This is a genomic window from Pseudomonas sp. AC239, assembly GCF_979258545.1.
This window is the reverse complement of sequence record NZ_OZ409864.1, coordinates 1,376,796-1,403,071: the sequence shown is the minus strand read 5'-3', so window position 1 is coordinate 1,403,071 and position 26,276 is coordinate 1,376,796. Positions and strand designations below refer to the sequence as shown.

Annotated in this window: 22 protein-coding genes; 7 read left to right on the top strand and 15 right to left on the bottom strand. The window is 61.4% G+C overall.

The genetic code is table 11. The features are described 5' to 3' along the window. Positions 1-888 (bottom strand): acyltransferase, encoded by an 888-nt coding sequence (locus ACZ0AZ_RS06510; protein WP_463537103.1) that lies wholly within the window; start codon positions 886-888, stop codon positions 1-3. A gap of 284 nt (positions 889-1,172) precedes the next feature. Here ACZ0AZ_RS06510 and rloA2 point away from each other — a divergent pair, with 284 nt between their 5' ends. The 4 genes from rloA2 (at position 1,173) to creD (ending at position 5,347) form a co-directional block, all read left to right on the top strand. Continuing rightward, the gene (gene rloA2, locus ACZ0AZ_RS06505) at positions 1,173-1,679 is read left to right on the top strand and encodes a retropepsin-like aspartic peptidase RloA2 (RefSeq protein ID WP_016772839.1); all 507 of its coding nucleotides are present in this window, start codon (positions 1,173-1,175) and stop codon (positions 1,677-1,679) included. 69 nt (positions 1,680-1,748) lie between these two features. Beyond that, positions 1,749-2,429 (top strand): two-component system response regulator CreB, encoded by a 681-nt coding sequence (gene creB / locus ACZ0AZ_RS06500; protein ID WP_039757649.1) that lies wholly within the window; start codon positions 1,749-1,751, stop codon positions 2,427-2,429. Beyond that, the gene (gene creC, locus ACZ0AZ_RS06495) at positions 2,429-3,847 is read left to right on the top strand and encodes a two-component system sensor histidine kinase CreC (RefSeq protein WP_463537102.1); all 1,419 of its coding nucleotides are present in this window, start codon (positions 2,429-2,431) and stop codon (positions 3,845-3,847) included. Before creB ends, creC begins: the two co-directional genes overlap by 1 nt. Before the next feature lie 132 nt (positions 3,848-3,979). Beyond that, on the top strand, positions 3,980-5,347 hold the full coding sequence (gene creD / locus ACZ0AZ_RS06490; protein ID WP_463537101.1) for a cell envelope integrity protein CreD: 1,368 nt from the start codon (positions 3,980-3,982) through the stop codon (positions 5,345-5,347). A 208-nt stretch (positions 5,348-5,555) separates the two neighbouring features. Here creD and ACZ0AZ_RS06485 read toward each other — a convergent pair whose 3' ends face one another. The 8 genes from ACZ0AZ_RS06485 to ACZ0AZ_RS06450 all read right to left on the bottom strand — a co-directional run bounded on the left by ACZ0AZ_RS06485 (position 5,556) and on the right by ACZ0AZ_RS06450 (position 14,652). After that, positions 5,556-6,185 carry a glutathione S-transferase gene (locus ACZ0AZ_RS06485; RefSeq protein ID WP_129997755.1) on the bottom strand — a complete coding sequence of 210 codons (630 nt, stop codon included), beginning with the start codon at positions 6,183-6,185 and terminating at the stop codon, positions 5,556-5,558. Positions 6,186-6,350: 165 nt separating this feature from the next. Beyond that, the gene (locus ACZ0AZ_RS06480) at positions 6,351-6,530 is read right to left on the bottom strand and encodes a hypothetical protein (protein WP_016772844.1); all 180 of its coding nucleotides are present in this window, start codon (positions 6,528-6,530) and stop codon (positions 6,351-6,353) included. Continuing rightward, positions 6,527-7,657 (bottom strand): PepSY-associated TM helix domain-containing protein, encoded by a 1,131-nt coding sequence (locus tag ACZ0AZ_RS06475; protein WP_039757654.1) that lies wholly within the window; start codon positions 7,655-7,657, stop codon positions 6,527-6,529. Before ACZ0AZ_RS06475 ends, ACZ0AZ_RS06480 begins: the two co-directional genes overlap by 4 nt. A 74-nt stretch (positions 7,658-7,731) precedes the next feature. Next, positions 7,732-10,158: a TonB-dependent siderophore receptor gene (locus ACZ0AZ_RS06470; protein ID WP_463537100.1), complete on the bottom strand. Its 2,427-nt coding sequence runs from the start codon at positions 10,156-10,158 to the stop codon at positions 7,732-7,734. Between the two features lie 203 nt (positions 10,159-10,361). After that, on the bottom strand, positions 10,362-11,336 hold the full coding sequence (locus tag ACZ0AZ_RS06465; protein ID WP_129997753.1) for a FecR domain-containing protein: 975 nt from the start codon (positions 11,334-11,336) through the stop codon (positions 10,362-10,364). Continuing rightward, complete coding sequence (locus ACZ0AZ_RS06460) at positions 11,333-11,809, bottom strand: RNA polymerase sigma factor (RefSeq protein ID WP_166554767.1); 477 nt, start codon at positions 11,807-11,809, stop codon at positions 11,333-11,335. Before ACZ0AZ_RS06460 ends, ACZ0AZ_RS06465 begins: the two co-directional genes overlap by 4 nt. A gap of 204 nt (positions 11,810-12,013) precedes the next feature. Further along, positions 12,014-12,721, bottom strand: coding sequence for a 3'-5' exonuclease (locus ACZ0AZ_RS06455; RefSeq protein ID WP_415761226.1), 708 nt, complete (start codon positions 12,719-12,721; stop codon positions 12,014-12,016). Continuing rightward, complete coding sequence (locus tag ACZ0AZ_RS06450; protein ID WP_463537099.1) at positions 12,718-14,652, bottom strand: putative nucleotidyltransferase substrate binding domain-containing protein; 1,935 nt, start codon at positions 14,650-14,652, stop codon at positions 12,718-12,720. Before ACZ0AZ_RS06450 ends, ACZ0AZ_RS06455 begins: the two co-directional genes overlap by 4 nt. 255 nt (positions 14,653-14,907) lie before the next feature. On the opposite strand from ACZ0AZ_RS06450, the gene ACZ0AZ_RS06445 reads away from it, so the two are divergent. Beyond that, entirely contained in the window at positions 14,908-15,354 is a 447-nt protein-coding gene (locus ACZ0AZ_RS06445; RefSeq protein WP_016772851.1) for a response regulator, read from the top strand. A gap of 135 nt (positions 15,355-15,489) precedes the next feature. On the opposite strand, the gene ACZ0AZ_RS06440 is transcribed toward ACZ0AZ_RS06445, so the two are convergent. Further along, positions 15,490-17,667: a malate synthase G gene (locus tag ACZ0AZ_RS06440; protein WP_039757658.1), complete on the bottom strand. Its 2,178-nt coding sequence runs from the start codon at positions 17,665-17,667 to the stop codon at positions 15,490-15,492. 639 nt (positions 17,668-18,306) lie between these two features. Here ACZ0AZ_RS06440 and ACZ0AZ_RS06435 point away from each other — a divergent pair. Then, complete coding sequence (locus tag ACZ0AZ_RS06435; protein ID WP_039757659.1) at positions 18,307-18,825, top strand: glycine cleavage system transcriptional repressor; 519 nt, start codon at positions 18,307-18,309, stop codon at positions 18,823-18,825. Positions 18,826-19,048: 223 nt separating this feature from the next. On the opposite strand, the gene rarD is transcribed toward ACZ0AZ_RS06435, so the two are convergent. From rarD to ACZ0AZ_RS06410, 5 genes are all read right to left on the bottom strand, one after another. Continuing rightward, positions 19,049-19,936 (bottom strand): EamA family transporter RarD, encoded by an 888-nt coding sequence (rarD, locus tag ACZ0AZ_RS06430; protein WP_122751572.1) that lies wholly within the window; start codon positions 19,934-19,936, stop codon positions 19,049-19,051. Between the two features lie 203 nt (positions 19,937-20,139). Then, positions 20,140-21,114: a serine/threonine protein kinase gene (locus tag ACZ0AZ_RS06425; protein ID WP_039757662.1), complete on the bottom strand. Its 975-nt coding sequence runs from the start codon at positions 21,112-21,114 to the stop codon at positions 20,140-20,142. 205 nt (positions 21,115-21,319) lie between these two features. After that, complete coding sequence (locus ACZ0AZ_RS06420; RefSeq protein WP_463537098.1) at positions 21,320-23,221, bottom strand: PhoX family protein; 1,902 nt, start codon at positions 23,219-23,221, stop codon at positions 21,320-21,322. Positions 23,222-23,291: 70 nt separating this feature from the next. Continuing rightward, positions 23,292-24,056 (bottom strand): TOBE domain-containing protein, encoded by a 765-nt coding sequence (locus ACZ0AZ_RS06415; RefSeq protein WP_039757663.1) that lies wholly within the window; start codon positions 24,054-24,056, stop codon positions 23,292-23,294. Between the two features lie 185 nt (positions 24,057-24,241). Continuing rightward, positions 24,242-24,976 (bottom strand): ComF family protein, encoded by a 735-nt coding sequence (locus tag ACZ0AZ_RS06410; protein ID WP_129997747.1) that lies wholly within the window; start codon positions 24,974-24,976, stop codon positions 24,242-24,244. 91 nt (positions 24,977-25,067) lie between these two features. On the opposite strand from ACZ0AZ_RS06410, the gene bioB reads away from it, so the two are divergent. Beyond that, complete coding sequence (gene bioB / locus ACZ0AZ_RS06405; RefSeq protein WP_016772860.1) at positions 25,068-26,123, top strand: biotin synthase BioB; 1,056 nt, start codon at positions 25,068-25,070, stop codon at positions 26,121-26,123. The last annotated feature ends 153 nt before the right edge of the window (positions 26,124-26,276 follow it).

Sequence of the window (26,276 nt, the reverse complement as noted above, 5' to 3'; positions counted from 1 at the left end):
TCAGCGGCGCTCGCTGCGCAGCTCGGCGATGCGCTGATCCTTTTCGGTCCAGAGCTGGTTGACCCAGTTCTGGACACGCTGGCGAAACGCCGGATCCTTCTCGTAATCGCCCTGCCACAGCGTCGGGTCGAGTTCGCGGGTCCTGATGTCGATGATCACTCGCGGCACGTTGCCGCTGATCAAATCCCAGAAGCCCGGGATCTTCTCCTGCGGATACACCACCGTCACATCGAGCATCGCGTCGAGTTGTTCACCCATCGCCGCCAGCACGAACGCCACGCCGCCGGCCTTGGGTTTGAGCAGGTGGCTGAACGGTGATTCCTGCTGGGTGCTTTTCGCCAGGGTGTAGCGCGTGCCTTCCAGATAATTCACCACCGTCACCGGCTGGCGCTTGAACAGCTCACAGGCGGCCTTGGTGATTTCCAGATCCTTGCCCGCCAGTTCCGGGTTCTTCGCCAGAAAGGCTTTGGTGTAGCGCTTCATGAACGGGTAATCCAGCGCCCACCACGCCAGGCCGAGGAACGGCACCCAGATCAGCTCTTTCTTGAGGAAGAATTTGAAGAACGGCGTGCGCCGGTTGAGGGTCTGGATCAGCGCCGGAATATCGACCCACGATTGATGGTTGCTGACCACCAGATAGGAGGTGTCGCGGCGCAGATCGTCGCCGCCGCGAATGTCCCACTGCGTGGGAATGCACAGCCGGAAGATCAGCTTGTCGATCTCGGCCCAGGTCTCGGCGATCCACATCACCGCCCCCGATGCGTAATCCCGCCAGCGCCCGGGTGCGACCAGTTTGAGCAGGGCAAACACCATCAACGGCCCGATCAGGATCAGGGTGTTGAGCAACAGCAGCAGGGTGACGAAACAGCCGGTGAGCAGGCGGCGCATAAGCAACTCTATGAAGTGGCAGGGCGAGCCATGATAAGCAGCTTCGCGCGACAGGCCAAATCGGTGCTGACGAATGTTTCACTTTTCGCCGGGTATGCTTCGCTCAAGTGTTGCGTTGCCTGAGCTGGCCCCTTCGCGAGCAAGCCCGCTCCCACATTTTGAAATGCGTTCCCCCTGTGGGAGCGGGCTTGCCCGCGAAGGCGGCCTATGGCGAACGAATGACTTCGCTGGTGTCTAAAATCCCGCGCCTGCCGCCCTTAAATTTTTCCAAGGAAGCCCCTTACGTGAAATCCCTCCTTGCTCTGTTTGCCCTCGTCGCGCTGCCGGTCATGGCCGCCGAGCCGACGCTGTACGGTCGCTACGAATACATCGCGCTGCCGGAAATCGGCGGCGAAGTGCTCAAGGCCAAGATGGACACCGGCGCGCTGACCGCCTCGCTGTCGGCCAAGGACATCGAGACCTTCACCCGCGATGGCGAAGACTGGGTGCGTTTCCGCCTCGCCACCAAGGACGCCAGCAACAAGGTTTTCGAGCATAAGGTCGCGCGCATCAGCAAGATCAAAAGCCGCTCCGACGAGGACGATGAAGAGCGCGACAGCAGCGATGTCGCCAAGCGCCCGGTGGTCGATCTGGAACTGTGCCTGGGCAATGTCAAACGCACCGTCGAGGTCAACCTGACCGACCGCAGCCACTTCAACTACCCGCTGCTGATCGGCGCCAAGGCCTTGCGCGAGTTCGGCGCTGCGGTCAATCCGGCGCGGCGTTACACCGCCGACAAGCCTGACTGCTAAGTGGTCTGATTGACGTAACCCCGGGCTTGGGGCACCGTTCGCGCACTAACTGCCACGGGCTCGGACGCCATGCCGCACATCCTGATTGTCGAAGACGAAGCGGCGATTGCCGACACACTGATTTTTGCCTTGCAGGGCGAGGGGTTCAGCACCACGTGGCTGAACCTCGGCGCAGCGGCGCTGGAGCATCAGCGGCAAACTCCGGCCGACCTGATCATTCTCGATATCGGTCTGCCGGACATCAGTGGCTTCGAGACCTGCAAGCAATTGCGGCGCTTCACGGAAGTGCCGGTGCTGTTTCTCAGCGCCCGCGACGCCGAGATCGACCGCGTCGTGGGTCTTGAGATCGGCGCCGACGATTACGTGGTCAAGCCGTTCAGCCCGCGTGAAGTGGCCGCGCGGGTCAAAGCCATCCTCAAACGCATGGCGCCGCGCCCAATCCCGGAAGCAGGCTCAACGCTGTTTCGCATCGATGCCGAACGCGTGCAGATCAGCTATCGCGGCCAGCCGCTGAGCCTGACCCGCCATGAATTCCGCTTGTTGCAATGCCTGCTCGAACAACCCGAACGAGTGTTCAGCCGCGAGCAATTGCTCGATGCGCTGGGCGTAGCGGCGGATGCCGGTTACGAGCGCAGCATCGACAGCCACATCAAAAGCCTGCGCGCCAAGTTGCGCCTGGTGCGCGCCGAGGCCGAGCCGATCCAGACCCATCGCGGCCTCGGTTACAGCTACAGCCCGGGGCACAGCTGATGTCGCTGGGGCTGCGGATCTTTCTGGTGTACGTGCTGTTTGTCGGCCTGACCGGTTATTTCGTGCTCAACACGGTGATGGAGGAAATCCGCCCCGGCGTACGCCAGTCCACCGAAGAGACGTTGGTTGACACCGCCAACCTGATGGCAGAAATCCTGCGCGACGATTTCAAGGCCGGCACCCTCAGCGAGAACCGCTGGCCGCAACTGCTCCGTGCGTATGGCGAGCGTCAGCCGCAAGCGACCATCTGGGGCTTGCCGAAGAACCAGGTCAACCATCGCATTTACGTCACCGACGCCAAGGGCATCGTCGTGCTCGACTCCAGCGGCGTCGCAGTCGGCCAGGATTATTCGCGCTGGAACGACGTCTACCTGACCCTGCGCGGCGAGTACGGCGCGCGCTCCAGCCGCAGTGATCCTGACGATCCGAGCTCTTCAGTGATGCACGTCGGCGCGCCGATCCGCGACAACGGCAAGATCATCGGCGTGGTCACCGTGGCCAAGCCCAACAGTTCGCTGCAGCCCTACGTCGATCGCACCGAGCGGCGCTTGCTGTTTTACGGCGCCGGACTGATCGGCCTCGGCCTGCTCTTCGGCGCCTTGCTCTCATGGTGGCTCAGCCGCGCGCTGCACCGTTTGACCGGTTATGCCCAGGCGGTGAGCGAAGGCCGGCGCGTGGAAGTGCCGCACTATCGCGGCGGCGAACTGGAGCAACTGGCGACGGCGGTCGAGCAGATGCGCACGCAGCTCGAAGGCAAGGCCTACGTCGAGCGCTACGTGCACACCCTGACCCATGAATTGAAAAGTCCGCTGGCGGCGATCCGGGGCGCGGCGGAGTTGCTGCAAAGTGATATGCCGGCCGTCCAGCGTTTGCGCTTTGTCAGCAACATCGACAGCGAAAGCGCGCGAATGCAGCAGTTGATCGAGCGCCTGCTTGATCTGGCTCAGGTCGAGCAACGCCAAGGGCTGGAAGAACGGGTGGCAGTGCCGCTGGCGCTGTTGGTCGCAGAACTGCTCACGGCGCAGGCCGCGCGGATCGAGGGCAAACAACTGCGCGTCGAGCAAGCGATCGGCGAGGATCTGCTGTTGATTGGCGAGCCGTTTCTGCTGCGCCAGGCGTTGGGCAATCTGCTCGAGAACGCGCTGGATTTCACTCCGGCGCAGGGCTTGTTGCGCTTGCGTGCCGAGCGGGTTGGCGAGCAGGTCGAGTTCCGCCTGTTCAACCAGACCACACCGATTCCCGGTTACGCCTTGCCGCGTTTGACCGAACGCTTCTACTCGTTGCCGCGCCCGGACAGCGGACGCAAGAGCACCGGGCTGGGGCTGAACTTCGTTGAAGAAGTGGTCAAGTTGCATGGCGGGGTGATGCGCATTGGCAATGTCGAGGGCGGGGTTGAGGTGGTATTGCGCCTGCCTTGAGATCGAGTCGCTGCCTTCGCGAGCAGGCTCGCTCCCACAGGGGAATGCATTTTCCACACAATCTCCATAATTCGAACAAATTCCCACCACACCGCATCAGCAGACTTTTCCTATCCAAACAGGGAGAGTCCCATGAACAAGAATCTGACCATCAAGCTCGGCGCGATTGCCTTGCTGATCATGCTGTTATTGATCCCGTTGCTGATGATCGACGGCATCATCGATGAGCGTCAGCTACTGCGCGACGGTGTGCTCGAAGACATCGCGCGCAGTTCCAGTTACAGCCAGCAACTGACCGGGCCGGTGATGGTGGTGCCGTATCGCAAGGTGGTGCGCACCTGGAAGACCAACGAGAAAACCAACAAGCGCTACGAGGACATCAGCGAAGCGCGCGGGCGTTTGTACTTTCTGCCGGAGCGTTTTGAACTCGACGGCCAGGTGCAGACCGAACTGCGCAAACGCGGCATTTACGAGGCGCGGCTGTTCCACGCCGATAACCGTATCGACGGGCATTTTTCCCTGCCGGCACAGTTGGGCATCAAGGAAAATTATGCCGATTACCGATTCGACGCGCCGTACCTCGCCGTGGGTATCAGCGACATTCGCGGCATCGAAAACGCGCTGAAACTCGAGCTCGCCGGCCAGCAACTGGACTTCGTGCCCGGCAGCGAAGTGGCCTGGATCGGCGAGGGCGTACACGTGACCCTGCCGGCGCTCGACGCCAGCAAAGCCACGCAACTGACTTTCGGTTTCGACCTGCGCCTGCAAGGCACCGGCTCGCTGCGTGTGGTACCGGTAGGCAAGACCAGCAGCGTCAGCCTCGCCGCCAACTGGCCGCATCCCAGCTTCGTCGGCAACTTCCTGCCGGCCAAGCGCGAGATCAACGATCAGGGTTTCACCGCCGACTGGCAGACCTCGTTTTTCTCCACCAACCTGCAAGAGGCAATGGAGCGCTGCGTCGCTGGCGACTGTGACGCACTCAACGGCCGCAGCTTCGGCGTCAGCTTCATCGACCCGGTGGATCAGTACCTGAAGAGCGACCGGGCGATCAAATACGCGCTGCTGTTCATCGTCCTGACCTTCGCCGGTTTCTTCCTCTTCGAAGTGCTCAAGAGCCTGGCGGTGCACCCGGTGCAATATGCCCTGGTCGGTGTTGCGCTGGCGTTCTTTTACCTGCTGCTGTTGTCGCTGTCGGAACACATCGGTTTTGCGCTGGCGTATCTGTTGTCTGCGAGTGGCTGCGTGCTGTTGATCGGTTTCTATGTCAGCCACGTCCTGCGCAGCGCGCGGCACGGCTTGAGTTTCTCGGCCGGGCTGGCGGCGCTGTATGGCTTGCTGTACGGCTTGCTCAGCACCGAGGATTACGCGCTGCTGATGGGCTCGCTGATGCTGTTCGGTCTGCTCGGGGTGTTCATGGTGCTGACGCGCAAACTGGACTGGTACGGGATTGGTTTGAAGCCGGCCAGGCCGCTGGAGTTTGATGTGGAGGCGATGCAATGAGCCGGGTGGGATTGCGTGAAGATCAGCGGGAGCTGGAGGTTTTGGTGACGCTGATTTTTGCAGCGCTGCCATCGGAACCGAGGTGGTGCATTCGCGAGCAAGCCCGCTCCCACATTGGATTTTTGTTGCTGCACCCATGGCATGAACAACACAAATCAACTGTGGGAGCGGGCTTGCTCGCGAAAAGGCCGGAACAGGCGCCGCCGGCTTAAGGCTTGGGCATCGTAGCGATCATGGACGGTCGCTGACTCACCTCGAAATACCAGTTGGCCAATTGCGGATTGGCCGCGCGCCAGTCCATGTCCGGGAAGCGCAGATCCAGATAGCCCAGCGCGCAGGCCACGCTGATCGCCGCGACATCGAAGTGGCTGGTCAGCTCGGCAATTGCTTCGTTTTCCAGTACAGCGAGGGTGCGGCGGATCTTGTCGCGCTGGGCGTCGAGCCATTCGTCCCAGTGTTTTTCCACCGGGCGCAACACGGTTTCATAACGCACCATCACCGAGGCATCCATGATCCCGTCGGCCATCGACGCCAGGGTCAACCGCCGCCAGCGCGCCGCGCCTTCGCGGGGGATCAGCGGATTGCCGACATGCTGCTGGTCGAGGTACTCAAGGATGACGCGGCTGTCATGGATGACATTGCCGTCGGCCAGGCGCAGGGCGGGGATTTTGCTCAACGGGTTGTCGGCGATCAGCGCCGTGTTCGGGCTGACCGGGCTGAGCACACAGTCCTGCAGCGCGACACGATCCTGTTGACCGGTTTCGTGCAGCAGCACCATGACCTTGCGGACGAAGGGCGACAGGATGTTGTGGTACAGGGTCATGCTGGGGGCGGACATTGGCAGGGTCTCGATCAGGACAATGATCGGGCAGCATAGCCTGCTCAAGGCTGGCGCAGAACCCATGTGGGAGCGAGCCTGCTCGCGAAGGCGTCGTGACAGTCGACTCTGATGTTGAATGTCAGGGCGCTTTCGCGAGCAGGCTCGCTCCCACAAGGGATTTTTTCAGCTTCGCGGCAGAAAGCCTCTTATGGCCAGAAATGCGGGCACGCCAAGCCCGACCCAGCTCAACGCATCCCAGATTCCATCCCCCAGCAACGCCGCAAACAGCCCCGCCGCACTGAGGAGGGCGATCACGATCGGTGTACTGAAGACTTTCCAGAAACTCGACTGACGCGGTTTCATGCCGAGGCCTCCGCCGCTTCCAATACAGGCTTGGCCGCCTTGCGCCGCACTACCCAAAGGTAAACGCCACTGGCCAGCACGATGATCGTCAGCACATCCAGGGTCGCCCAGAGAATCTTCATCGGCATGCCGCCGTAGTCACCAAAATGCAGCGGTTGCGACATGCCCATGGCGTCCATGTACCACGGCCGTTCCGCCACGGCGGTGACCTGCAAGGTCGTGGCATCGATCAGCACCGGCGTCAGCAGGTGCGAGGTCAGGTGCGTGCCGCCCTTCATGAACACCGAATAATGGTGCTCGCTGGAAAAGCGCGTGCCGGGGAAGGCGATGAAATCCGGCTTCATCCCCGGTGCGACTTCCTCGGCGATGTCGAGCAGCCGCGTAGCCGGCGCCAGTTGGGTCAGCGGCGGCGCATCGCGATACGGCGCGATCAGCGTGGTCAACGCGTCGTTGCGCCAGGCGGCGATGAGCAGGTCGGCGCAGGCGCTGATCACCCCGGTCACGCCCACCACCAGGCACCAGGTCAGGGTCACGACGCCAATCAAATTGTGCAGATCGAGCCAGCGCAGCCGCGTGGATTTGTCCTGACGCACGGTGCCAAATTTCAAGCGGCGCATGAATGGCAGGTACAGCACCGTGCCGGAGATGATCGCCACGACAAACAACAGACCCATGAACGCCAGCAGCAGCTTGCCCGGCAGCCCGGCGAACATGTCGACGTGCAAGCGCAGGATGAACAGCATCAAGCCACCGTTCGCCGAAGGGGTTTCCAGCGCTTCGCCAGTGCGCGCATCGAGCATGAAGGTGTGCGAAGAGTTCGGCTCGGTGTCGGCCGTCTTGGCCATGATCGCGAAGGCCGCGTTCGGCTCTTCGTCGTCATAACCGAAGTACTGCATCACTTCGCCCGGGCGATGCTTCTGCGCGGCATCGACCAGTTGCTGCAGATTGAGTTGCGGCGTGTTGGCCGGCATCTCGCGCAGCTCCGGGGCGTTGCCCAGCAAGTGATCGATCTCGTGGCTGAAAATCAGCGGCAGACCGGTTAGTGCCAGCATCAGCAGAAACACCGTGCAGATCAGGCTGGTCCAGGTGTGGATGAACGACCAGCGGCGGATGGTTTTACTTTTCATTGCATGACCTTCAAAAACACCAAGGCCGCCCGGTACGGACGGCCTGGGAACAGGGCCTGTTTCAGCTCACTGGCTTACCACTTGTAAGTGGCGCTGGCGACGACACTGCGCTGGTCGCCGTAGTAGCAATAGAAGCTGTCGCAGGTGGAAATGTAGTCCTTGTCGAACAGGTTGGTCGCGTTCACCGCCAGCGATGCACCTTTGAGACTGTTGTCCAGACGGCCGAGATCATAATGCACGCTGGCGTCGAACACGGTGTAGGCGTCAGCCTTGCCCAGCCAGGTGTTGGCCTTGTCGCCGTAGGTGTTGCCGGTGTAGCGCACGCCGGCACCGATACCGAAACCGTCGAGCACGCCGGCGTGCCAGGTGTAGTCGGTCCACAGCGAGGCTTGTTGGTTGGGCATCAGCTGCAGGCGGTTGCCCTTGTCGACGCCTTTCTGCACTTCGGACTTGGCCAGGGTGTAGGCGGCGATGACTTTGAGGTTGTCGGTCACATCCGACACGGCTTCGAGTTCCAGGCCTTTAACCTTCACTTCGCCGGTCTGGCTGGTCACCGAGACGTTGTTGACGAAGGTGTTCACCGCGACGTTCTTCTGGGTCAGGTCATACACGGCGGCGGTCAGCAGGGTCTTGCTGCCCGGCGGCTGGTATTTGATACCCAGCTCCCACTGCTTGCCTTCGGTTGGCTTGAGCGAACCGGTCGAGGTGACATCGGCGCCAGTGGTCGGCTGGAACGACTCGGCGTAGGACAGATACGGCACGAAGCCGTTATCGAAGACGTAGCTGAGCGCCGCGTTGCCGCTGAATTTCTTGTCGCGCTGGGTATTGGTGGCATCGCCCTTGTTGAAGAATTCAGTGCTGGTGTGGACCCAGTCTTCACGGCCGCCGAGGGTCAGGCGCCACTGGTCGAGAGCCATCTGATCCTGCACGTAGAGACCGGTCTGGTAGGTCTTCTGGTTGTAGTCGTAAAACGCGGTGGAGCGTGCTGGACGTACGATCGGCTGGCCGTAGATCGGGTTGATGACGTTGGTTTGCAGACCATCGCCAAAAATCGAGGTGTAGTTGGTGTTGCTGCGCTGGTGATCCAGACCCAGCAGCAAGGTGTGGCGAATCTCACCCGTGGCGAAGTCGGCCTGGAAGTTGTTGTCCACGGCGAACTGGCTGATGTCTTCATCGACGCTGGTGCTGGTGCGGCCGACGTTGCCCTCTGCATCCACGGTGGTGAACGGGTAGGAACCGGGTGTCAGCGACTGGAACGACAGGTCCGACTTGGTGTAGCGCAGGTTCTGTTTGAACTGCCAGACATCGTTCAACCGATGTTCGAAGGCATAACCCAACGCGTAGTAGGTGCGGTCGTAGTATTCCCAATCCGGATCGCCGAGATTCTTGTGATGGGAAATATCACCGAGCGGCGATTTGATTTTGGTGCCCTGAATGGGCAGAAACTGGCTGGTGATGCCGGTGTCGTCGCGGGTGAACTGGCTGAGCAGAGTGAGTTTGGTGTCGTCATCGATGTTCCAAGTCAGGCTCGGCGCGATGTTGTAGCGCTTGTTGTCGACGTGGTCGACCTGGGTGCCGCTGTCGCGCACCACGCCGCTGAGGCCATAGAGAAACTGCCCGGCGTCATCGATCTTGCCGGTGCTGGCGAAGTTGATCTGTCGGTGGTTGTCGCTGCCGTATTGCAGCTGGATTTCGCTGCTGGCTTCAGCGCTCGGGCGGCGGCTGACCATGTCGAGCAAACCGCCCGGCGGGGTCTGGCCGTACACCGACGAGGCCGGGCCACGCAGCAGCGCGAGGCGGTCGAGGTTCCAGGTTTCCTGTTTCGGGTTGGCGTACACGCCTTTGGGCAGCGGCAGGCCATCGAGGAACTGGGTCGGTTCGAAACCGCGCACGCGCAGCCAGTCGGCGCGGGTGTCGCTGCCGTAGCTGCTGGCGGTGATGCCCGGCATGTAGCGCACCGCGTCGTCGAGGCTGTGCACGCTGCGGTCATCCATCTGCTGACGGGTGGCCACCGAGATCGAACGCGGTGCTTCGACCAGGGCGGTGTCGGTCTTGGTGCCGACGGCGGTGCGGGTCGCGGTGTAGCCTTCGACCGGGCCCCAGGCGCTTTCGAAGTTTTCCACACCGATGACTGCGGTTTCCGGCAGGGCCAGCGTGCCTTCCGGCACGGCCACCAGGGTGTAAGTGCCGGCGCTGCTCTGTTCCAGTTGCAGACCGGTACCGCGCAAGGCCGCGCGCAGGGCACCGGCGGCATCGTATTGGCCGTTGACCGGTGCCGAGGTCTTGCCGGCGGCCAGCGCAGGATTGAGCGACAGGGCGAGGCCGCCCTGACTGGCGATCTGGTTCAGGGTGGTCGACAGCGGCGCCGCCGGCAGGTTGTAGGCGCGCACGCTGGACGCTTGCTCGGCGGCGAGCAACGGACTGCTGATCAGCGGCGTGCCGAAAGCGATGGCAAAAGCCAGCAGACTGGGGCGCAACAAGGTGTCTGGCGAACGGGACATACGGCGGCTCCTGAATGGAAATATTTCTCAATTGCCTGTGTGCCGGATGAAAATCAAAAAGTGATAGGGCTGGGTGGAAATTTTTTTTGCAGGAAATGGTTGTGCGGCTGATGGCGCCTTCGCGAGCAGGCTCGCTCCCACAAGTGATCGCATTCCGATGTGGGAGCGAGCCTGCTCGCGAAGGCGATTTTCCTGCTGGCGCATTACTCGGGTTTGGTCTGAGCCTTCGCCACGGTGACCCAATACGGCGTGTGCCGCTCGATCTGCACCGGCAAGGTCGGCAGCAATGCGCTCAGGGCCTTGTCGGTGTCGTGCAATGGAAAGCTGCCGGTAATGCGCAGATCGGCCACATCCGGCGCCACGCCGAGATGCCCGCGGCGATAGCGCCCCAATTCATGCACCAGATCGCCCAGCCGTGCGTTGTCCACCACCAGCATGCCGCGCGTCCAGGCATCGGCGCCGGGGGTGAGGGCGGCAATCGAGCCCAACCCGTCACTGCGCAGCAACACCTGCTGGCCTTCGCGCAGAATCTGTTCTTGCGGGTTGGCTTGGGCATGCGCCGCCACCGCTGACTGCAACACGCTCAGGCGCGTGCCGTCGTCCTCGCGCTTGACCAGAAACCGCGTGCCCAGCGCACGCATGCTGCCTTCGCGGGTTTCGACGATAAACGGCCGCGCATCACCATGCCCGGTCTCGATGAGGATTTCGCCTTCCTGCAGCACGATCAAGCGGCGCTTGTCATCGAAGCGTACGTCGACCGCGCTGTGGGTGTTGAGGTTGAGCAGAGTGCCGTCGGACAGGCGCAGGGTGCGCTGTTCACCGGTGGCGGTACGCTGATCGGCAAGCCAGTAATCCAGCGGCAGATAGCGCTCACTGACAAACAGCCCCAGCCCGACGACCATCACTACACTGGCCAGCCCGCTGCCGAGTTTGCGCACGCGCCGGCGAATACCTTCGCGTGATTGCAGCAACGCATTGCGCGCCGGGCCCTTGGCGACGCTGAAACGCTGATCGAGCATGCCCAGCTGGCGCCAGGCGCGAGCATGTTCTTCATGCGCCGCATGCCATTTGGCGAACTCCTCGCGTTCCAGCGCGGTGCTCGAATCGAGAGTCAATTGCCAGGCAATCGCCGCGTCCAGCACGTGCGCCGGCACCGGGCGCGAACTGGCCGCGGTCATGTCGGTTCACCGTAAAGGGCGATGTAGCACTGACGCAGACCTTGCGCCAGATACTGACGCACGCGCGGCACCGAGACGCCGAGTTTGCCGGCGATCTCGGCGTGGCTGAGGCCGTCGAGGCGGTTATACAGAAACGCTGCGCGGGCCTTGGTCGACAGTTTGCCGAGCAGGCGATCGATGGCTTTGAGGTCGTCGAGGATCATTTGCTGTTCTTCCACCGACGGCTGCTCGTCTTCGGGGATCAGCATCAGTTCGGTGAGGTAGGCCTGTTCCAGCGCCGCGCGGCGGAAGTAGTCGAACAACAGGCCCTTGGCGATCGCCACCAGAAACGCCCGGGGTTCGCGCGGCGTCAGCAGTTCGTCGCGGTTGAGCAGGCGCACGAAGGTGTCCTGGCTCAAGTCCTCGGCGCGCTGTGGACACGCCACATTGCGCCGCAACCACGCCAGCAGCCAACCGCGATGGTCGCGATACATCGCACCGACGAGCTCACTGTGGGGGTTGGGCACTGATGACACCGGACATCACCGATTGGGAAATGTTAACTAACGAGAATAGTTCGCGATTCTGGCAGAGGTGGGAATGGTTAGCAATTGGCCACTGGTCAGGTGATCTGAAGCAACGCGTTGCGTTGTGGGAGCGAGCCTGCTCGCGAAGGCGGCTGGGGAGGTGCCGAAAATCTAGAAGGACGGCGCCTGCTGCCGCCGCTTCCACTGGCTCAACCGCTGCTGCAGATTCAACGGACTGTAAATCTGCTGCGCCCGCGCCCGGCTGAACAGAATCAGTGCGAGTTCCGCCGTGGCCAGCGCATCGGCACTGGCGTTATGCCGTTCGAACACTTCAAGCCGGAACCACTCGATCCACTCATCCAGCCCCGCCTCGCGAATCTGCGCCTGCGGACATAACAGCGGCGCAATGTCCGCCACATCCAGAAATACATGCTGCAGCTTGTGCCCCAGATGTTCCTTCAGCGCGCGCCCGAGCATGTGCTGATCGAACGGCGCATGAAACGCCAGCACCGGGCTGTCGCCGATGAACTCCAGCAGCTCCAGCAACGCTTCTGCCGGGTCGCTGCCTGCGGCAATCGCATTCGGCCCCAAGCCATGAATCAGCACGCTGGGGCTGAGCTTCAATTCGCGGCATTGCAAGGTGCGTTCGAACTGCTGACGGAAATCGATCGCGCCGTCCTCGATCACCACCGCGCCGATCGACAGGACCCGATCCTTGCTCATATTCAGGCCGGTGGTTTCCAGGTCCAGCACCACCCAGCGCTGCTCGCGCAGGCTGCATTCGTTCAGCTCGGCATGCGCCGGCAGCTTTGCCAGCCGCTGCTGTAGATCCGCCGACACCACGGGACTGGCCGGGCGCAACCAGGAAAACAGGCTCATAGCTGATACCGCAAGGTCAGGCTGCTTTGCAGGCGCTGCGCCTGGCGCAGGGATTCGCGCAGGATGCGCCGATCGAGGTGATTGAGGCTGTCGGGATCGACGCGGTTGGAATATGGCTGGTTCTCCCGGGTCTGCAGCTGATGCTGCTGCATGCGCGTTTGTTGAATGAAGTGATAGGCCTCTTCATACGCCGCGCCGTCGAGCGGCTCGATGACCTCTTTATCGACCAGTTGGCGAAAGCGTTCGAGGGTGTTGTTGGCGTCAATGCCGTTGGCCAGCGCCAGCAGACGGGCACCGTCGACGAACGGCGTCAGACCCTGAATTTTCAGATCCAGCGTGGCCTTCTCACCGTTCTTGCGTGCCAGCACGAACTCACGAAAGCGCCCAACGGGAGGGCGATTGCGCAGCGCGTTCTCGGCCAGCATGCGCTGGAACAGACGGTTGTCGGCGACCTGATCGAGAATGCTCCGGCGCAATTGCTCGCAGCCTTGCTCATCGCCCCAGACCACGCGCAGGTCGAAATAAATGCTCGAGCCCAGCAGGTTCTCCGGCGTGGCTTCGCGGATGAACGCCGCAAAGCGCCGCGCCCATTCGGCCCGCGACAGACACAGCTCGGGGTTGCCGGCCATGATGTTGCCCTTGCACAGAGTGAAACCGCACTGCGCCAGGCTCTGGTTGATCTGCTGGGCGATCGGCAGCAGGTTGCCGCGGATCTCCGCTGCGTGCGCGGCATCGCGCGCGTCGAAGAGAATGCCGTTGTCCTGATCGGTGTGCAGCGTCTGTTCGCGCCGGCCCTCGCTGCCGAAACACAGCCAACTGAACGGCACGCCCGGGTCGCCTTTTTCCGCCAGGGTCAGTTCGATCACCCGACACACCGTGTGATCGTTGAGCAGGGTGATGATGTGGGTGATCTGCGTCGACGACGCGCCGTGGGCGAGCATGCGCTCGACCAGTTGGCCGATCTCGCCGCGCAAGATCACCAGTTGTTCGACCCGTTGCGCGCTGCGAATCGTCCGCGCGAGGTGCACCAGATCGACCCGTTGCAGGGAGAACAGGTCACGCTCGGACACCACGCCGCACAAGCGCTGATCCTTGACCAGGCAGACGTGAGCAATGTGCCGCTCGGTCATGGCGATCGCCGCATCGAAGGCACTGTGATCCGGCGACAGATAAAACGGTGATCGAGTCATGTGCTGTTCGATGGCGTCGCTGAAATCACCGACACCTTCGGCGACCACATGGCGCAAATCGCGCAGGGTGAAAATCCCCAGCGGCGCCTTGTGCTCATCCACTGCGACGATGCTGCCGACCTGTTGCTCGTGCATCAGCTTCACCGCTTCACGTAGCGGCGTCTCGGCGCTGCAGGTCACCGGATGACGCATCGCGAGTTCACCGAGACGGGTGTTCAGCGAGTATTGAGTGCCGAGGGTCTCCACGGCTTTTTGCTGGACTTGCTGGTTGACCTGATCGAGCAGGCTGCTCACCCCACGCAAGGCGAAATCGCGGAAGGCGCTGGAGAGTGCGAACAGTTTGATGAACGCCAGTTTGTTCAGTTGCAGGCAGAAGGTGTCTTCGCCCGCCAGGTGCTCGGTGCGTGTGGCGCGTTCACCGAGCAGCGCGGCCAGCGGAAAGCATTCGCCGGTGGTGATTTCGAAGGTGGTCTCGGTGCCGGGTTTGGTGATGTGCTGGCGTTCGCCGACCACCCGACCCTGTTTGACGATATGAAAGTGTTCCACCGGGCCGTCGGCCGGTTTGATGATGCTCTCGCCCTGGGCAAAAAAACGCAGCTGACATTGCTCCACCAGATAGGCGAGGTGGGCGTGTTCCATCTGATTGAAGGGCGGGAAGCGCTGGAGGAATTGCAGGGTGCCCTGAATGTTCTGCAACACCGCGGTTTTCCCTGCCTGGGTGAAGGCGTCCGCTTTGCTCATAACCATTACCGCAGTCTTTTTCGAATTGTTGTGGTCGGATCGTTGCGGCCATGGTCGACCCCGGCGGGCAGAGTGCCCATTGGACGTAAGTCTAGGTTTAGCCACCATTGGCCGATTTTCGGAAATAACCTACACAAAAGCTCGGAAAAGCTTGCGCTAGCCACTTGGAAAAAATTCCGACGAAGTGCACATTGAAGCGCTGTCCGGCGATGTCTGACGACTTGCCAGGGATTGTTTGAACATTTAGAGAACGCCATGTCCGACCACGATATTTTGAGCGACGCCGAGCGGGAAGCGCTCAGCGCAGTAATGCTCGAACCTGATCTGCCGCCGCAGCGTGTCCTGATCGTCGACGACGACAAGGACGCCCGCGAGCTGTTGTCGGAGATTCTCGCGCTGGACGGCATTCGCTGCATGACCGCAGCCAGCGGTGAAACCGCGCTGAAAATGCTCGATGAAAAGCCTTCGATCGGTCTGGTGATTACCGACCTGCGCATGGGCAATGTCGACGGCCTCGAGCTGATTCGCCAGGTGCGTGAATCGGTACGGGCAGCGATGCCGATCATCATCGTCTCCGGCGATGCCGACGTGAAAGACGCGATCGAAGCGATGCATTTGAGCGTGGTGGACTTTCTGCTCAAGCCGATTGATACGGGCAAGTTGCTTGAGTTGGTGAAACACGAATTGGGCATAGAACCTTAAGACATATTTCGTCGCCCAGCAGATGATCGTTCCCACGCAGAGCGTGGGAACGATCAAAGAATTCAATCCACCTCAAAAACAAAAAGGCCCTGATCTCTCGATCAGGGCCTTTTTCATTCCAACCACCAACTCAAGTCAAAGACCATTCTTGGCCTTGAACTCACGACGACGACGGTGCAGCACCGGCTCGGTGTAGCCGTTCGGTTGCTTGGTGCCTTCGATCACCAGTTCGACCGCCGCCTGGAAGGCGATGTTGCTGTCGAAGTCCGGTGCCAGCGGGCGATACAGCGGGTCGTTGGCGTTCTGGCGGTCGACCACCGGCGCCATGCGCTTGAGGCTTTCCATCACTTGTTCCTCGGTGACGATCCCGTGGCGCAGCCAGTTGGCGATGTGCTGGCTGGAGATACGCAGCGTCGCACGGTCTTCCATCAGGCCGACGTCATTGATGTCCGGCACTTTCGAGCAACCGACACCCTGGTCGATCCAGCGCACCACGTAACCGAGAATGCCCTGGGCGTTGTTGTCCAGTTCGTTCTTGATCTGCTCTGGTGTCCAGCTCGGGTTGACCGCCAGCGGGATGGTCAGGATGTCGTCCACCGAGGCGCGTGCACGTTTGGCCAGCTCAGCCTGACGCGCAAACACATCAACCTTGTGGTAGTGCAACGCGTGCAGCGCAGCCGCGGTTGGCGACGGTACCCACGCGGTGTTGGCGCCGGCCAGTGGGTGAGCGATTTTCTGCTCGAGCATCGCGGCCATCAGATCCGGCATCGCCCACATGCCTTTGCCGATTTGCGCACGACCCTGCAGGCCGGTGCTCAGACCGATATCGACGTTCCAGTTTTCGTAGGCACCGATCCACTTCTCGGCCTTCATGTCAGCCTTGCGCACTACCGGGCCGGCTTCCATGGAGGTGTGGATTTCGTCGCCGGTGCGGTCGAGGAAACCGGTGTTGATGAACACCACACGCTCGCTGGCCGCCTTGATGCAGGCCTTGAGGTTGACCGTGGTGCGGCGCTCCTCGTCCATGATCCCGACTTTCAGGGTGTTGCGCGGCAGGCGCAGGACGTCTTCGATGCGCCCGAACAGCTCGTTGGTGAACGCCGCTTCTTCCGGGCCGTGCATCTTCGGTTTGACGATGTACACCGAACCGGTGCGGGTGTTGCGGCGCGACGTATTGCCGTTGAGGTTGTGCATCGCCGCCAGGCACGTGACCAGACCGTCGAGGATGCCTTCCGGCACTTCGTTGCCTTGGCTGTCGAGGATCGCATCGATGGTCATCAGATGGCCGACGTTGCGCACGAACAACAGCGAACGGCCGTGCAGAGTCACTTCACCGCCATTGGGCGCGGTGTAGGTGCGATCCGGGTTCATGGTGCGGGTGAAGGTCTGGCCGCCCTTGGACACGGATTCCGCCAGGTCGCCCTTCATCAGGCCGAGCCAGTTGCGGTAGATCACCACTTTGTCGTCGGCATCGACGGCGGCCACGGAGTCTTCGCAGTCCATGATCGTGGTCAGCGCCGCTTCCATGAGAATGTCTTTGACGCCGGCGGCGTCGGTCTGGCCGACCGGGGTGCTGGCGTCGATCTGGATTTCGAAGTGCAGGCCGTTGTGCTTGAGCAGCACCGCGATCGGTGCGTTGGCGTCGCCCTGGAAGCCGATCAACTGGGCGTCATCGCGAAGGCCACTGTTGCTGCCGCCCTTGAGCGTCACGACCAGTTTGCCGTCAGCGATCTTGTAGCCGGTCGAGTCGACGTGGGAGCCCGCTGCCAGTGGCGCGGCTTCGTCGAGGAAAGCACGGGCGAAGGCGATGACTTTGTCACCACGCACCTTGTTGTAGCCTTTGCCTTTTTCCGCGCCGCCCTCTTCGCTGATCGCGTCGGTGCCGTAGAGAGCGTCGTACAGCGAACCCCAGCGGGCGTTCGAAGCATTGAGCGCGAAGCGCGCGTTCATCACCGGAACGACCAGTTGCGGGCCGGCGGTGCGGGCGATTTCATCGTCGACGTTTTGTGTCGTCGCCTGGAAATCAGCCGCTTCTGGCAGCAGATAACCGATCTCTTGCAGGAAAGCTTTGTAGGCCACGGCATCGTGGGCCTGGCCGGCATGCTGCTGATGCCAGGCATCGATGCGCGCCTGGAAGTCATCGCGTTTGGCGAGTAGGGCTTTGTTCTTCGGCGCCAGGTCGTGAATGACCTTGTCGGCACCTTCCCAGAATTGTTCGGCGGTGAGGCCGGTACCGGGAATGGCTTCGTTGTTCACGAAGTCGAACAGGACTTTGGCGACCTGCAGGCCACCGACTTGAACGTGTTCAGTCATTGCTTGCCTCACTCTGCTCAGCTATTTCGCTTTTCAGCTCGTCAATTTAACAATGAAGCTTCCGGCCATTTAAACCACAAACCTGCGGACCAGTACATGCCATTGCTGGCGGCTGGGCTAGGACCAATCAACGGCTTGGAGGCCTTGCTGACGGGGCTTTCAGGGTTGCGAAGGGCCTTGGGCAGACATCGATCCAGCGTTATGTAGTGCGCGCTGCGGCATACTACATGATGAGTTGCGCTTGTGAAAATCAGACTAATTACGTCGTTCTGCGACCTCATGACGCATTGCGGTCACGTCGCGGAACGGGATGTTCTCAAAAAAGCATTGGATTGTTCCAGCTAAATATCGAAAGTTGTACACATAAATGCTGTTTGGCTGCTATGGCGCAGTTTGGCGTCTCCACCTTTGCGATGAGCGAATCTGTGGCGAGGGGATTTATCCCCGTTGGGTGGCGAAGCCGCCCCCTGCGGTCCGGCTGGCAGACCCAGTTGGCAGGACTCACGACTGCTGCGCAGCCGGACGGGGATAAATCCCCTCGCCACAGGTCATCATCTGCCAGCACTGGGTCAGGCTGAATCAAGCCGCTTGCCTATACTTGCCCTTCGATAACAAAAGTCATGACAAGAGGGCTGCGCCATGGATCATCTCGTACTCACCGTTTTTGCCCCGGACAAGCCCGGGCAGGTCGAGCGCATCGCCCAATGCATTGCCGAGCACGGCGGCAACTGGCTGGAAAGCCGCATGTCACGCATGGCCGGGCAGTTCGCCGGGATTCTGCGCGTGGGCGTGCCGGCGGAGGCTTACGATGAACTGGTCGATGCCCTGCAAGCACTCACGGCCCATGGCATCCGCGTATTGATTGCCGAAAGCGGCGTCGAGCAGTCCTGCACGTGGAAACCGATCGCCATGGAACTGGTCGGCAATGACCGACCGGGTATTGTCCGCGATATCACTCGGCTGTTGAGCGAGCAGGGCGTAAACCTTGAGCGACTGGTAACTGAAGTGCGCCCGGCGCCAATGAGCAGCGAGCCGCTGTTTCACGCCGAGGCGATTCTGGCGGTGCCGCTGACCTTGTCGCTCGACGTTCTGCAGGCGCGCCTGGAAACCCTGGCCGATGATCTGATGGTCGAGCTGGTGTTGCGCACAGAGGTTTAAGCGCAAACAGGGTTATTCAGGTTTAACGTGCACCTGCCTGTGGATAACCTGTAGAGACGGGCCGCCACGCCACGCCGGCCGTGGCTTTGCGCCGGTTGATCAAAAAACCGCCAACATTCAGTGACTTGCGCACAAACGGCGGGGATCACGCTGTGGATAAGCTTGGGAAGGAACGATGCAGGCCACGAGAACCGTGGCCTGCAGAGGTTTGTGCGTTTTTTGATCAGGCGCGCCGGCGCAAACTTATCCACGCATCAATGCTATAGACCGCCAGACCGGCCCAGATAAACATGAACGCTACCAGCGTGCTGGACGACAAATGCTCACCAAACAGCAGCACGGCTTGCAGCAACACCAGCGTCGGCGCGATGTATTGCAGGAAGCCGATGGTGGTGTAGGGCAGATGGCGGGTGGCGGCGTTGAAACACACCAGCGGCACCAGCGTCACCGGCCCGGCAGCCACCAGCCACCAGGCTTCGGAGGTGGTCCAGAAGGCCGGCTGCACACTCGTCGCAGTCTGATTGAACAGCAACCACGCAATCGCGATCGGCACCAGCATCCAGGTTTCCACCACCAGCCCCGGCAGCGCCTTGACCGGCGCCTGCTTGCGGATCAGACCATAGAAACCGAAGGTCAGCGCCAGCGCCAGCGACACCCACGGCAGACTGCCGACCTGCCACACCTGCTGCGCTACGCCGATGGCCGCGAGACCGACCGCAACCCACTGCATGCGCCGCAGCCGCTCGCCAAGGATCACCATGCCCAACAGCACGTTGACCAGCGGATTGATGTAGTAACCCAGACTTGCCTCGAGCATGCGGCCGTTGTTCACCGACCACACGTAGGTCAGCCAGTTGGCCGCGATCAGCGTGCCGCTCAAGGCAAGAATCGCCAGGCGCTTGGGATTGTCGAGCAACTCGCGCAGCCAGCCCGGGTGTTTCCACACCATCAGCAGCAACGCACCGAACAGCGCCGACCACAGCACCCGATGGATGATGATCTCGACGGCCGGGACTTCGGCGATGGCTTTGAAATAGATCGGGAACAGGCCCCAGATGATGTAGGCGCTCAGGCCCAGAATGTACCCGCGACGCGGGTTGGCGGCTTGCATGCAGAATCCTTGCTCAGGCAGCTGACAAAGGAGGGATTGTAAGGAGATTTGTCTGCGAATGTCGCAGACCAATGTTCATGGAATTGTGAACACCGAATGTGGGAGGGGGCTTGCTCCCGAAGGCGGTGTATCAGCCAACATCAATGTTGAATGCCAATCCGCTTTCGGGAGCAAGCCCCCTCCCACATTAACCAAGCGTAGAATCAGAACAGTTTCAGCGGTTCTTCATTCAGTGCCGCCAGTTGCTCACGTAACGCCAGCACCTGATCGCCCCAGTAACGCTCGGTGCCGAACCACGGAAAGCTGTGCGGGAACGCCGGGTCGTCCCAGCGCCTTGCCAGCCAGGCGCTGTAATGCATCAGGCGCAGGGCGCGCAGCGGTTCGATCAGCGCCAGCTCACGCGGGTCGAAATCGTGGAATTCGTTATAGCCGTCCATCAACTCTGACAACTGCCCCAGACACTCCTGGCGATCGCCGGCGAGCATCATCCAGATGTCCTGCACCGCCGGGCCCATGCGGCAGTCGTCGAGGTCGACGATGTGGAACATCTCGTCGCGGCACATCATGTTGCCGGGGTGGCAGTCGCCGTGCATGCGGATGTTCTGGTGCGGCGTGGCGGCGTAGACATCTTCGACGCGTTTGAGCAGGTCGCGGGCAACCGACTCGTAAGCTGGCAGCAGGCTCTTGGGAATGAAGTTGCCTTCGAGCAAAGTGTTCAGCGAGGCATGGCCGAAGTTCTGCACGGCGAGGGCTTCGCGGTGCTCGAACGGCTTGGTGCCGCCCACCGCATGCATGCGCCCGAGCAACTGGCCGAGGCGATACAGTTGATCAAGATTGCCCGGCTCCGGCGCGCGCCCGCCCCGGCGCGGGAACAGGGTGAAGCGAAAACCGGCGTGCTCATGCAGGGTTTCGCCGTTGTGGATCAGCGGCGCTACCACCGGGATGTCGATGTCGGCCAGTTCGAAGGTGAACTGGTGCTCTTCGAGAATGGCCTCGTTGGTCCAGCGCTGCGGACGATAGAACTTGGCAATCAGCGGCTCGGAGTCTTCGATACCGACCTGATACACACGGTTTTCGTAGCTGTTGAGCGCCAGAATGCGCGCGTCGCTGAGGAAACCGATGCTTTCAACAGCATCCAGGACGAGATCGGGGGTGAGGGTTTCAAACGGGTGGGCCATGCTGACTCCTGCGCGCAGCAGGCTGCTGCGTCCGGCTCGGCATGGTAGCGCAGACTGTAGCGGTTGAGGGTTTTGCCTTGGAAACGGGTTGCCTGTAAGGGCCTCTTCGGGAGCAAGCCCCCTCCCACAATGGATCTGCAGTGTGCTGATCTCATTCACACAGGCGATCAAATGTGGGAGCGAGCCTGCTCGCGAAAGCGGATTATCAGGCGCCGACGATTCCACCATCCTCGCGAGTAATCGCCATCACCGACGACCGCGGCTTGCCGTTGGGCAGGTGCTCGGGGAAGGTCGAACCGCCGTTTTCGCCCGGATGCTGAATCCCGACAAACAGGGTTTTCTGATCCGGCGAGAAGCTGATCCCGGTCACTTCGCAACCCACCGGCCCGACCATGAAACGGCGAATCTCACCGGTCGCAGGATCGGCGCAGAGCATCTGGTTGTTGCCCATCCCGGCGAAGTCGCCAGCGTTGCTCGAGTCACCATCGGTGAGAATCCACAGGCGCCCGGCCTTGTCGAAACCCAGACCGTCGGGGCTGTTGAACATGTTCTGCGGCGTGATGTTCGATGAGCCACCCTTCGGCGTCCCGGCATGTACGCTCGGATTGCCCGCGACCACGAACAGATCCCAGGCAAACGTCTTCGAAGCGTGATCGTTGCGGTCGGTGCGCCAGCGCAGAATCTGCCCGTAAACGTTCTTCTCGCGCGGGTTTGGACCGCCCACCGGTTGCCCGTCTTCACCGCGCTTGGCGTTGTTGGTCAGGGTGCAATAAACCTGGCCGTCCTTGGGGCTGACGACGATCCACTCCGGGCGGTCCATGCGTGTTGCGCCAACCACGCTGGCGGCAAGGCGCGCGTGGATCAGCACTTCAGCCTGATCGGCAAATCCGCTGCTGGCGTCGATGCCGTTCTTGCCGTGGGTCAGTTCGATCCACTGGCCCTGGCCTTTCGGGTGATCAGGGTTGCCGTCGCCGGCATCGAATTTGGCTACATACAAAGTGCCGTGATCGAGGATGTCGCGGTTGGCTTTCTGATTGCGATGGTTGATGCGGTCGCGGCTGACGAATTTGTAGATGAACTCACCGCGTTCGTCGTCGCCCATGTACACCACAGCGCGACCATCGTCGGTCTCGGCCAGTGCGGCGTTTTCATGCTTGAAGCGGCCCAGCGCGGTGCGTTTGACCGGAGTCGATTGCGGATCGAACGGATCGATCTCGACCACCCAGCCGTGACGGTTGAGCTCGTTGGGGTTCTTGGCCATGTCGAAGCGCGGGTCGTGCGGGTGCCAGTTGATGTCTTTGCTGCTGGCGACAACGCCGTAGCGCTTTTGCGCGGCATCGAACTGCTGCTGGGCGTTGCTGCTGCCGAAGCAGTCGGTGAAGTTTTCTTCGCAGGTCAGATAAGTGCCCCACGGCGTCTTGCCGTTGGCGCAGTTCTGGAACGTGCCGAGGACTTTTTTGCCGTGCTTGTCAGCGGCGGTTTTCATCAGATCGTGGCCGCGGGCCGGACCGCTGATGCGCAGCGGCGAGTTACCGTGAATCCGACGGTTGTAGCGCGAGCCTTGGACGAATTGCCACTGGCCGTTCTTGCGCTGCACTTCGATCACCGACACGCCTTCGCAGGCCAATGCCTTGCGCACGTCTTCAGCCGACTGCGGCATGCCGCCATGCGGATATAGATAGCGATAGTTGGTGTATTCGTTGTTGATCGCCATCAGCGCGCGGTTCTTGTCGTCCGGGAAGGCGAACAGGCTCATGCCGTCGTTGTTGTCGCCGAACTGCACTTCCTGTGCGGCAGCGGTGCCGTTACCGCTCGGATCGAAGGCCGGGCCGTTCTTGTGCAGCGGCTGGCCCCAACTGATCAGCACCGAAGACTTGTAGCCCTTGGGCAGGGTGATGGCGTCGGTGGTCGCCGCCGGGATGCTCTCGAAACCGAGCAGGCGGCTGTTGCCGGCGCTGACGCTGGCGGCCATGACGCTGCGGCTCAGCAGGTTGCCGCCGAGGAACATCGCCGCGCCGCACAAGGCACCGGCGCTGATGAAACCGCGACGGCTGAGGCCGACCATTTTTTCCAGATCAGTGGATTGGTTTTCTTCTAATAGGCTCACATCAGGCTCCCTGCTTGGTTATGGGCAACACCTTAATGCGGGTCGATGACGCTTTTGTGGCAAGGGCCGATCAGAGCGGCGTGCCGATCAGCACGTTGGAGGGCGCGCATTGCACTTGCACCGCAGACCCCACGGCGAGTTGCTGGCGGCGCAAGTGCAGCGGTTCGGCCAAGGCGCAGAGGGTGTGGCCGTTAGGCAGGGAAATACGCACTTCGCTGGGGCCGTCCTCGGCATCAAGAATCGCTTCGATAGTGCCGCGCAGGACATTGTGTCCGGGCGTGGCCGGCTGATCGGCGCCGAGCAGTTCAAGCCAGCCGGCCTTGATCAGCGCCATCACTTCGGTACCGATCTGCAATTCCAGATGCACGGTGCTGTCGTGGGTGATCTGTGCCTCCAGAGCAATGCCCTCGGCGAGTTCGAGGCGGATCAGATCGTTGCGCCCTTGCGCCTGAATCGCCGCAACCGTGCCATGCAGTTGGTTGCGCGCGCTGGTCCTGAGCATCAGCCGACCGAGCAGGTCGAGGTCGCTGGCGTCCTCCGCCGCTTCCAGCACCTGCGCCTGCAGCGCCTGCAATTTCTGATACAGGCGCAGCACCCGCTCGCCCTCGCTGGACAGTCTGGCGCCGCCGCCACCCTTGCCGCCCACCACGCGCTCGACCAAGGGTTTCTGCGCCAGGTTGTTCAGCTCATCGATCGCATCCCACGCCGCTTTGTAACTGAGCCCCGCGCTCTTCGCCGCACGAGTGATCGAACCCTGCTCGGCGATGTGTTGCAGCAGGGCAATGCGCTGCGGACGGCGAACGATGTGCTGGGAGAGCAGGGTGGGCAGGGACATGGCAGAACGCTTCTGGCTCGGGCGATGAGAAGGACGTTGGCCACTTGCAACGCGCGAGTCAAGCCTTACGCCGAACCCCTGTGGGAGCGAGCCTGCTCGCGAAAGCGGTTTGAGCAACAACATCTTTGTTGAATGTGATGCCCATTCGCGAGCAGGCTCGCTCCCACATGAGATATGTATTCGCTTCAGGTACCGGGCTTCGGCGTACGAGCCAGGCAGTACACATCAACCCGCGCCGCACCTGCATTCATCAGCAACCGCGCCAGCGCCTGAGCGGTCGCGCCCGTGGTCAGAACATCATCCACCAGCGCGAAATGGCGGCCGCTTACCTCTGCATCAGGCGCCAGCGCAAAGGCATTGCGCAAGTTGCGTTTGCGCGCCTTGGCGTCGAGATCCTGTTGGGCATCGGTGTCCATGACTCGCCTTAGAAGCTGTTCTTCACAGGGCAAATCCAGCGACACACTCAACCAGCGCGCGAGCATCCCTGCCTGATTGAATCCGCGCCGACGCAGGCGTTTATTCGCCAACGGCACCGGCAGCAGCACATCGGGGCGCGGCAAGTCTTCGGCGAAGCGATGCTGCAGGTATTGGCCGAGAACGTCGGCGAGCAGGTGACCAAACGGCCATTTCGCGTTGTGTTTAAAGCGTGTAATCAGGCTGTCCACCGGGAAACCATAAATCCACGGCACGGCGACCTGCTCGAAGGCCGGAGGCTCTAGCAGGCACTCGCCGCAAGCCAGGCCATCCGCCGCCAGTGGCAAAGCGCAGCTCTGACAATGGCTGCCGAGCCAGGGCAATTCGGTTTCGCAGGCCTCGCACATTGGCATTTGTGCTTCTGCGGGCTCATCGCACAGCAAACAGGTCTGTACGTTTTTTAAACAGATGTAAACCTGTCCCTGGTATTGCGGTTGACAGCGCATCGCTCTTCCTTAAATATGCCGAACATCCGTGTAGCGCCTGTGGATATTCCATTTTCCCCGGCGCCCGCCAAGCATAACCAAGGAATTGCCCATGAGCGCGAGCACCACCGCCACCCTGCGTCACGATTGGTCTCTGGCCGAAGTCAAAGCACTCTTCGTACAGCCATTCAACGACTTGCTATTCCAGGCGCAAACGGTGCACCGCGCACATTTCAACGCCAACCGCGTGCAGGTCTCGACACTGCTGTCGATCAAGACCGGCGCCTGTCCCGAAGACTGCAAGTACTGCCCACAGTCCGGGCACTACAACACCGGCCTGGAAAAAGAAAAACTGATGGAAGTGCAGAAGGTCCTCGAAGAGGCGGCCCGCGCCAAAGCCATCGGTTCGACGCGGTTCTGCATGGGCGCGGCGTGGAAACATCCGTCGGCCAAGGACATGCCGTATGTGTTGAAGATGGTTGAAGGGGTGAAAGCCCTGGGCCTGGAAACCTGCATGACCCTCGGTCGTCTCGATCAGGAGCAGACCGAAGCGCTGGCCAAGGCCGGTCTCGATTACTACAACCACAACCTCGACACCTCGCCGGAGTTCTACGGCAGCATCATCACCACCCGCACTTACAGCGAGCGTCTGCAGACGCTGGCCTACGTGCGTGAGTCGGGGATGAAAATCTGCTCCGGCGGCATTCTCGGCATGGGCGAATCGCTGGACGATCGCGCCAATCTGCTGATCCAGTTGGCCAACCTGCCGGAGCACCCGGAGTCGGTGCCGATCAACATGCTGGTGAAAGTCGCTGGCACGCCGCTGGAAAACGCCGAAGACATCGACCCGTTCGACTTCATCCGCATGCTCGCCGTGGCGCGCATCCTCATGCCGCAATCTCACGTACGTCTGTCCGCCGGTCGCGAAGCGATGAACGAGCAGATGCAGGCCTTGGCATTTTTCGCCGGCGCCAACTCGATTTTCTACGGCGACAAATTGCTCACCACCGCCAACCCGCAGGCGGACAAGGACATGCAGCTGTTTGCGCGCCTCGGTATCCAGCCGGAGGCCCGTGAAGAGCATTCCGATGAGGTTCATCAGGCTGCGATCGAGCAGGCACTGGTGGAGCAGAAGAGCAGCGAGCAGTTCTACAACGCTGCGGTGTAAAAACCCGCGCGGATTGTTCTGAAGGAATGCAAAACCCCTGTGGGAGCGAGCCTGCTCGCGAAGGCGGTTGGGCCGCCAACATCCATATTGGATGTGACGCCCATTCGCGAGCAGGCTCGCTCCCACAGGGGATATGTGTCATTTGAAAATCGA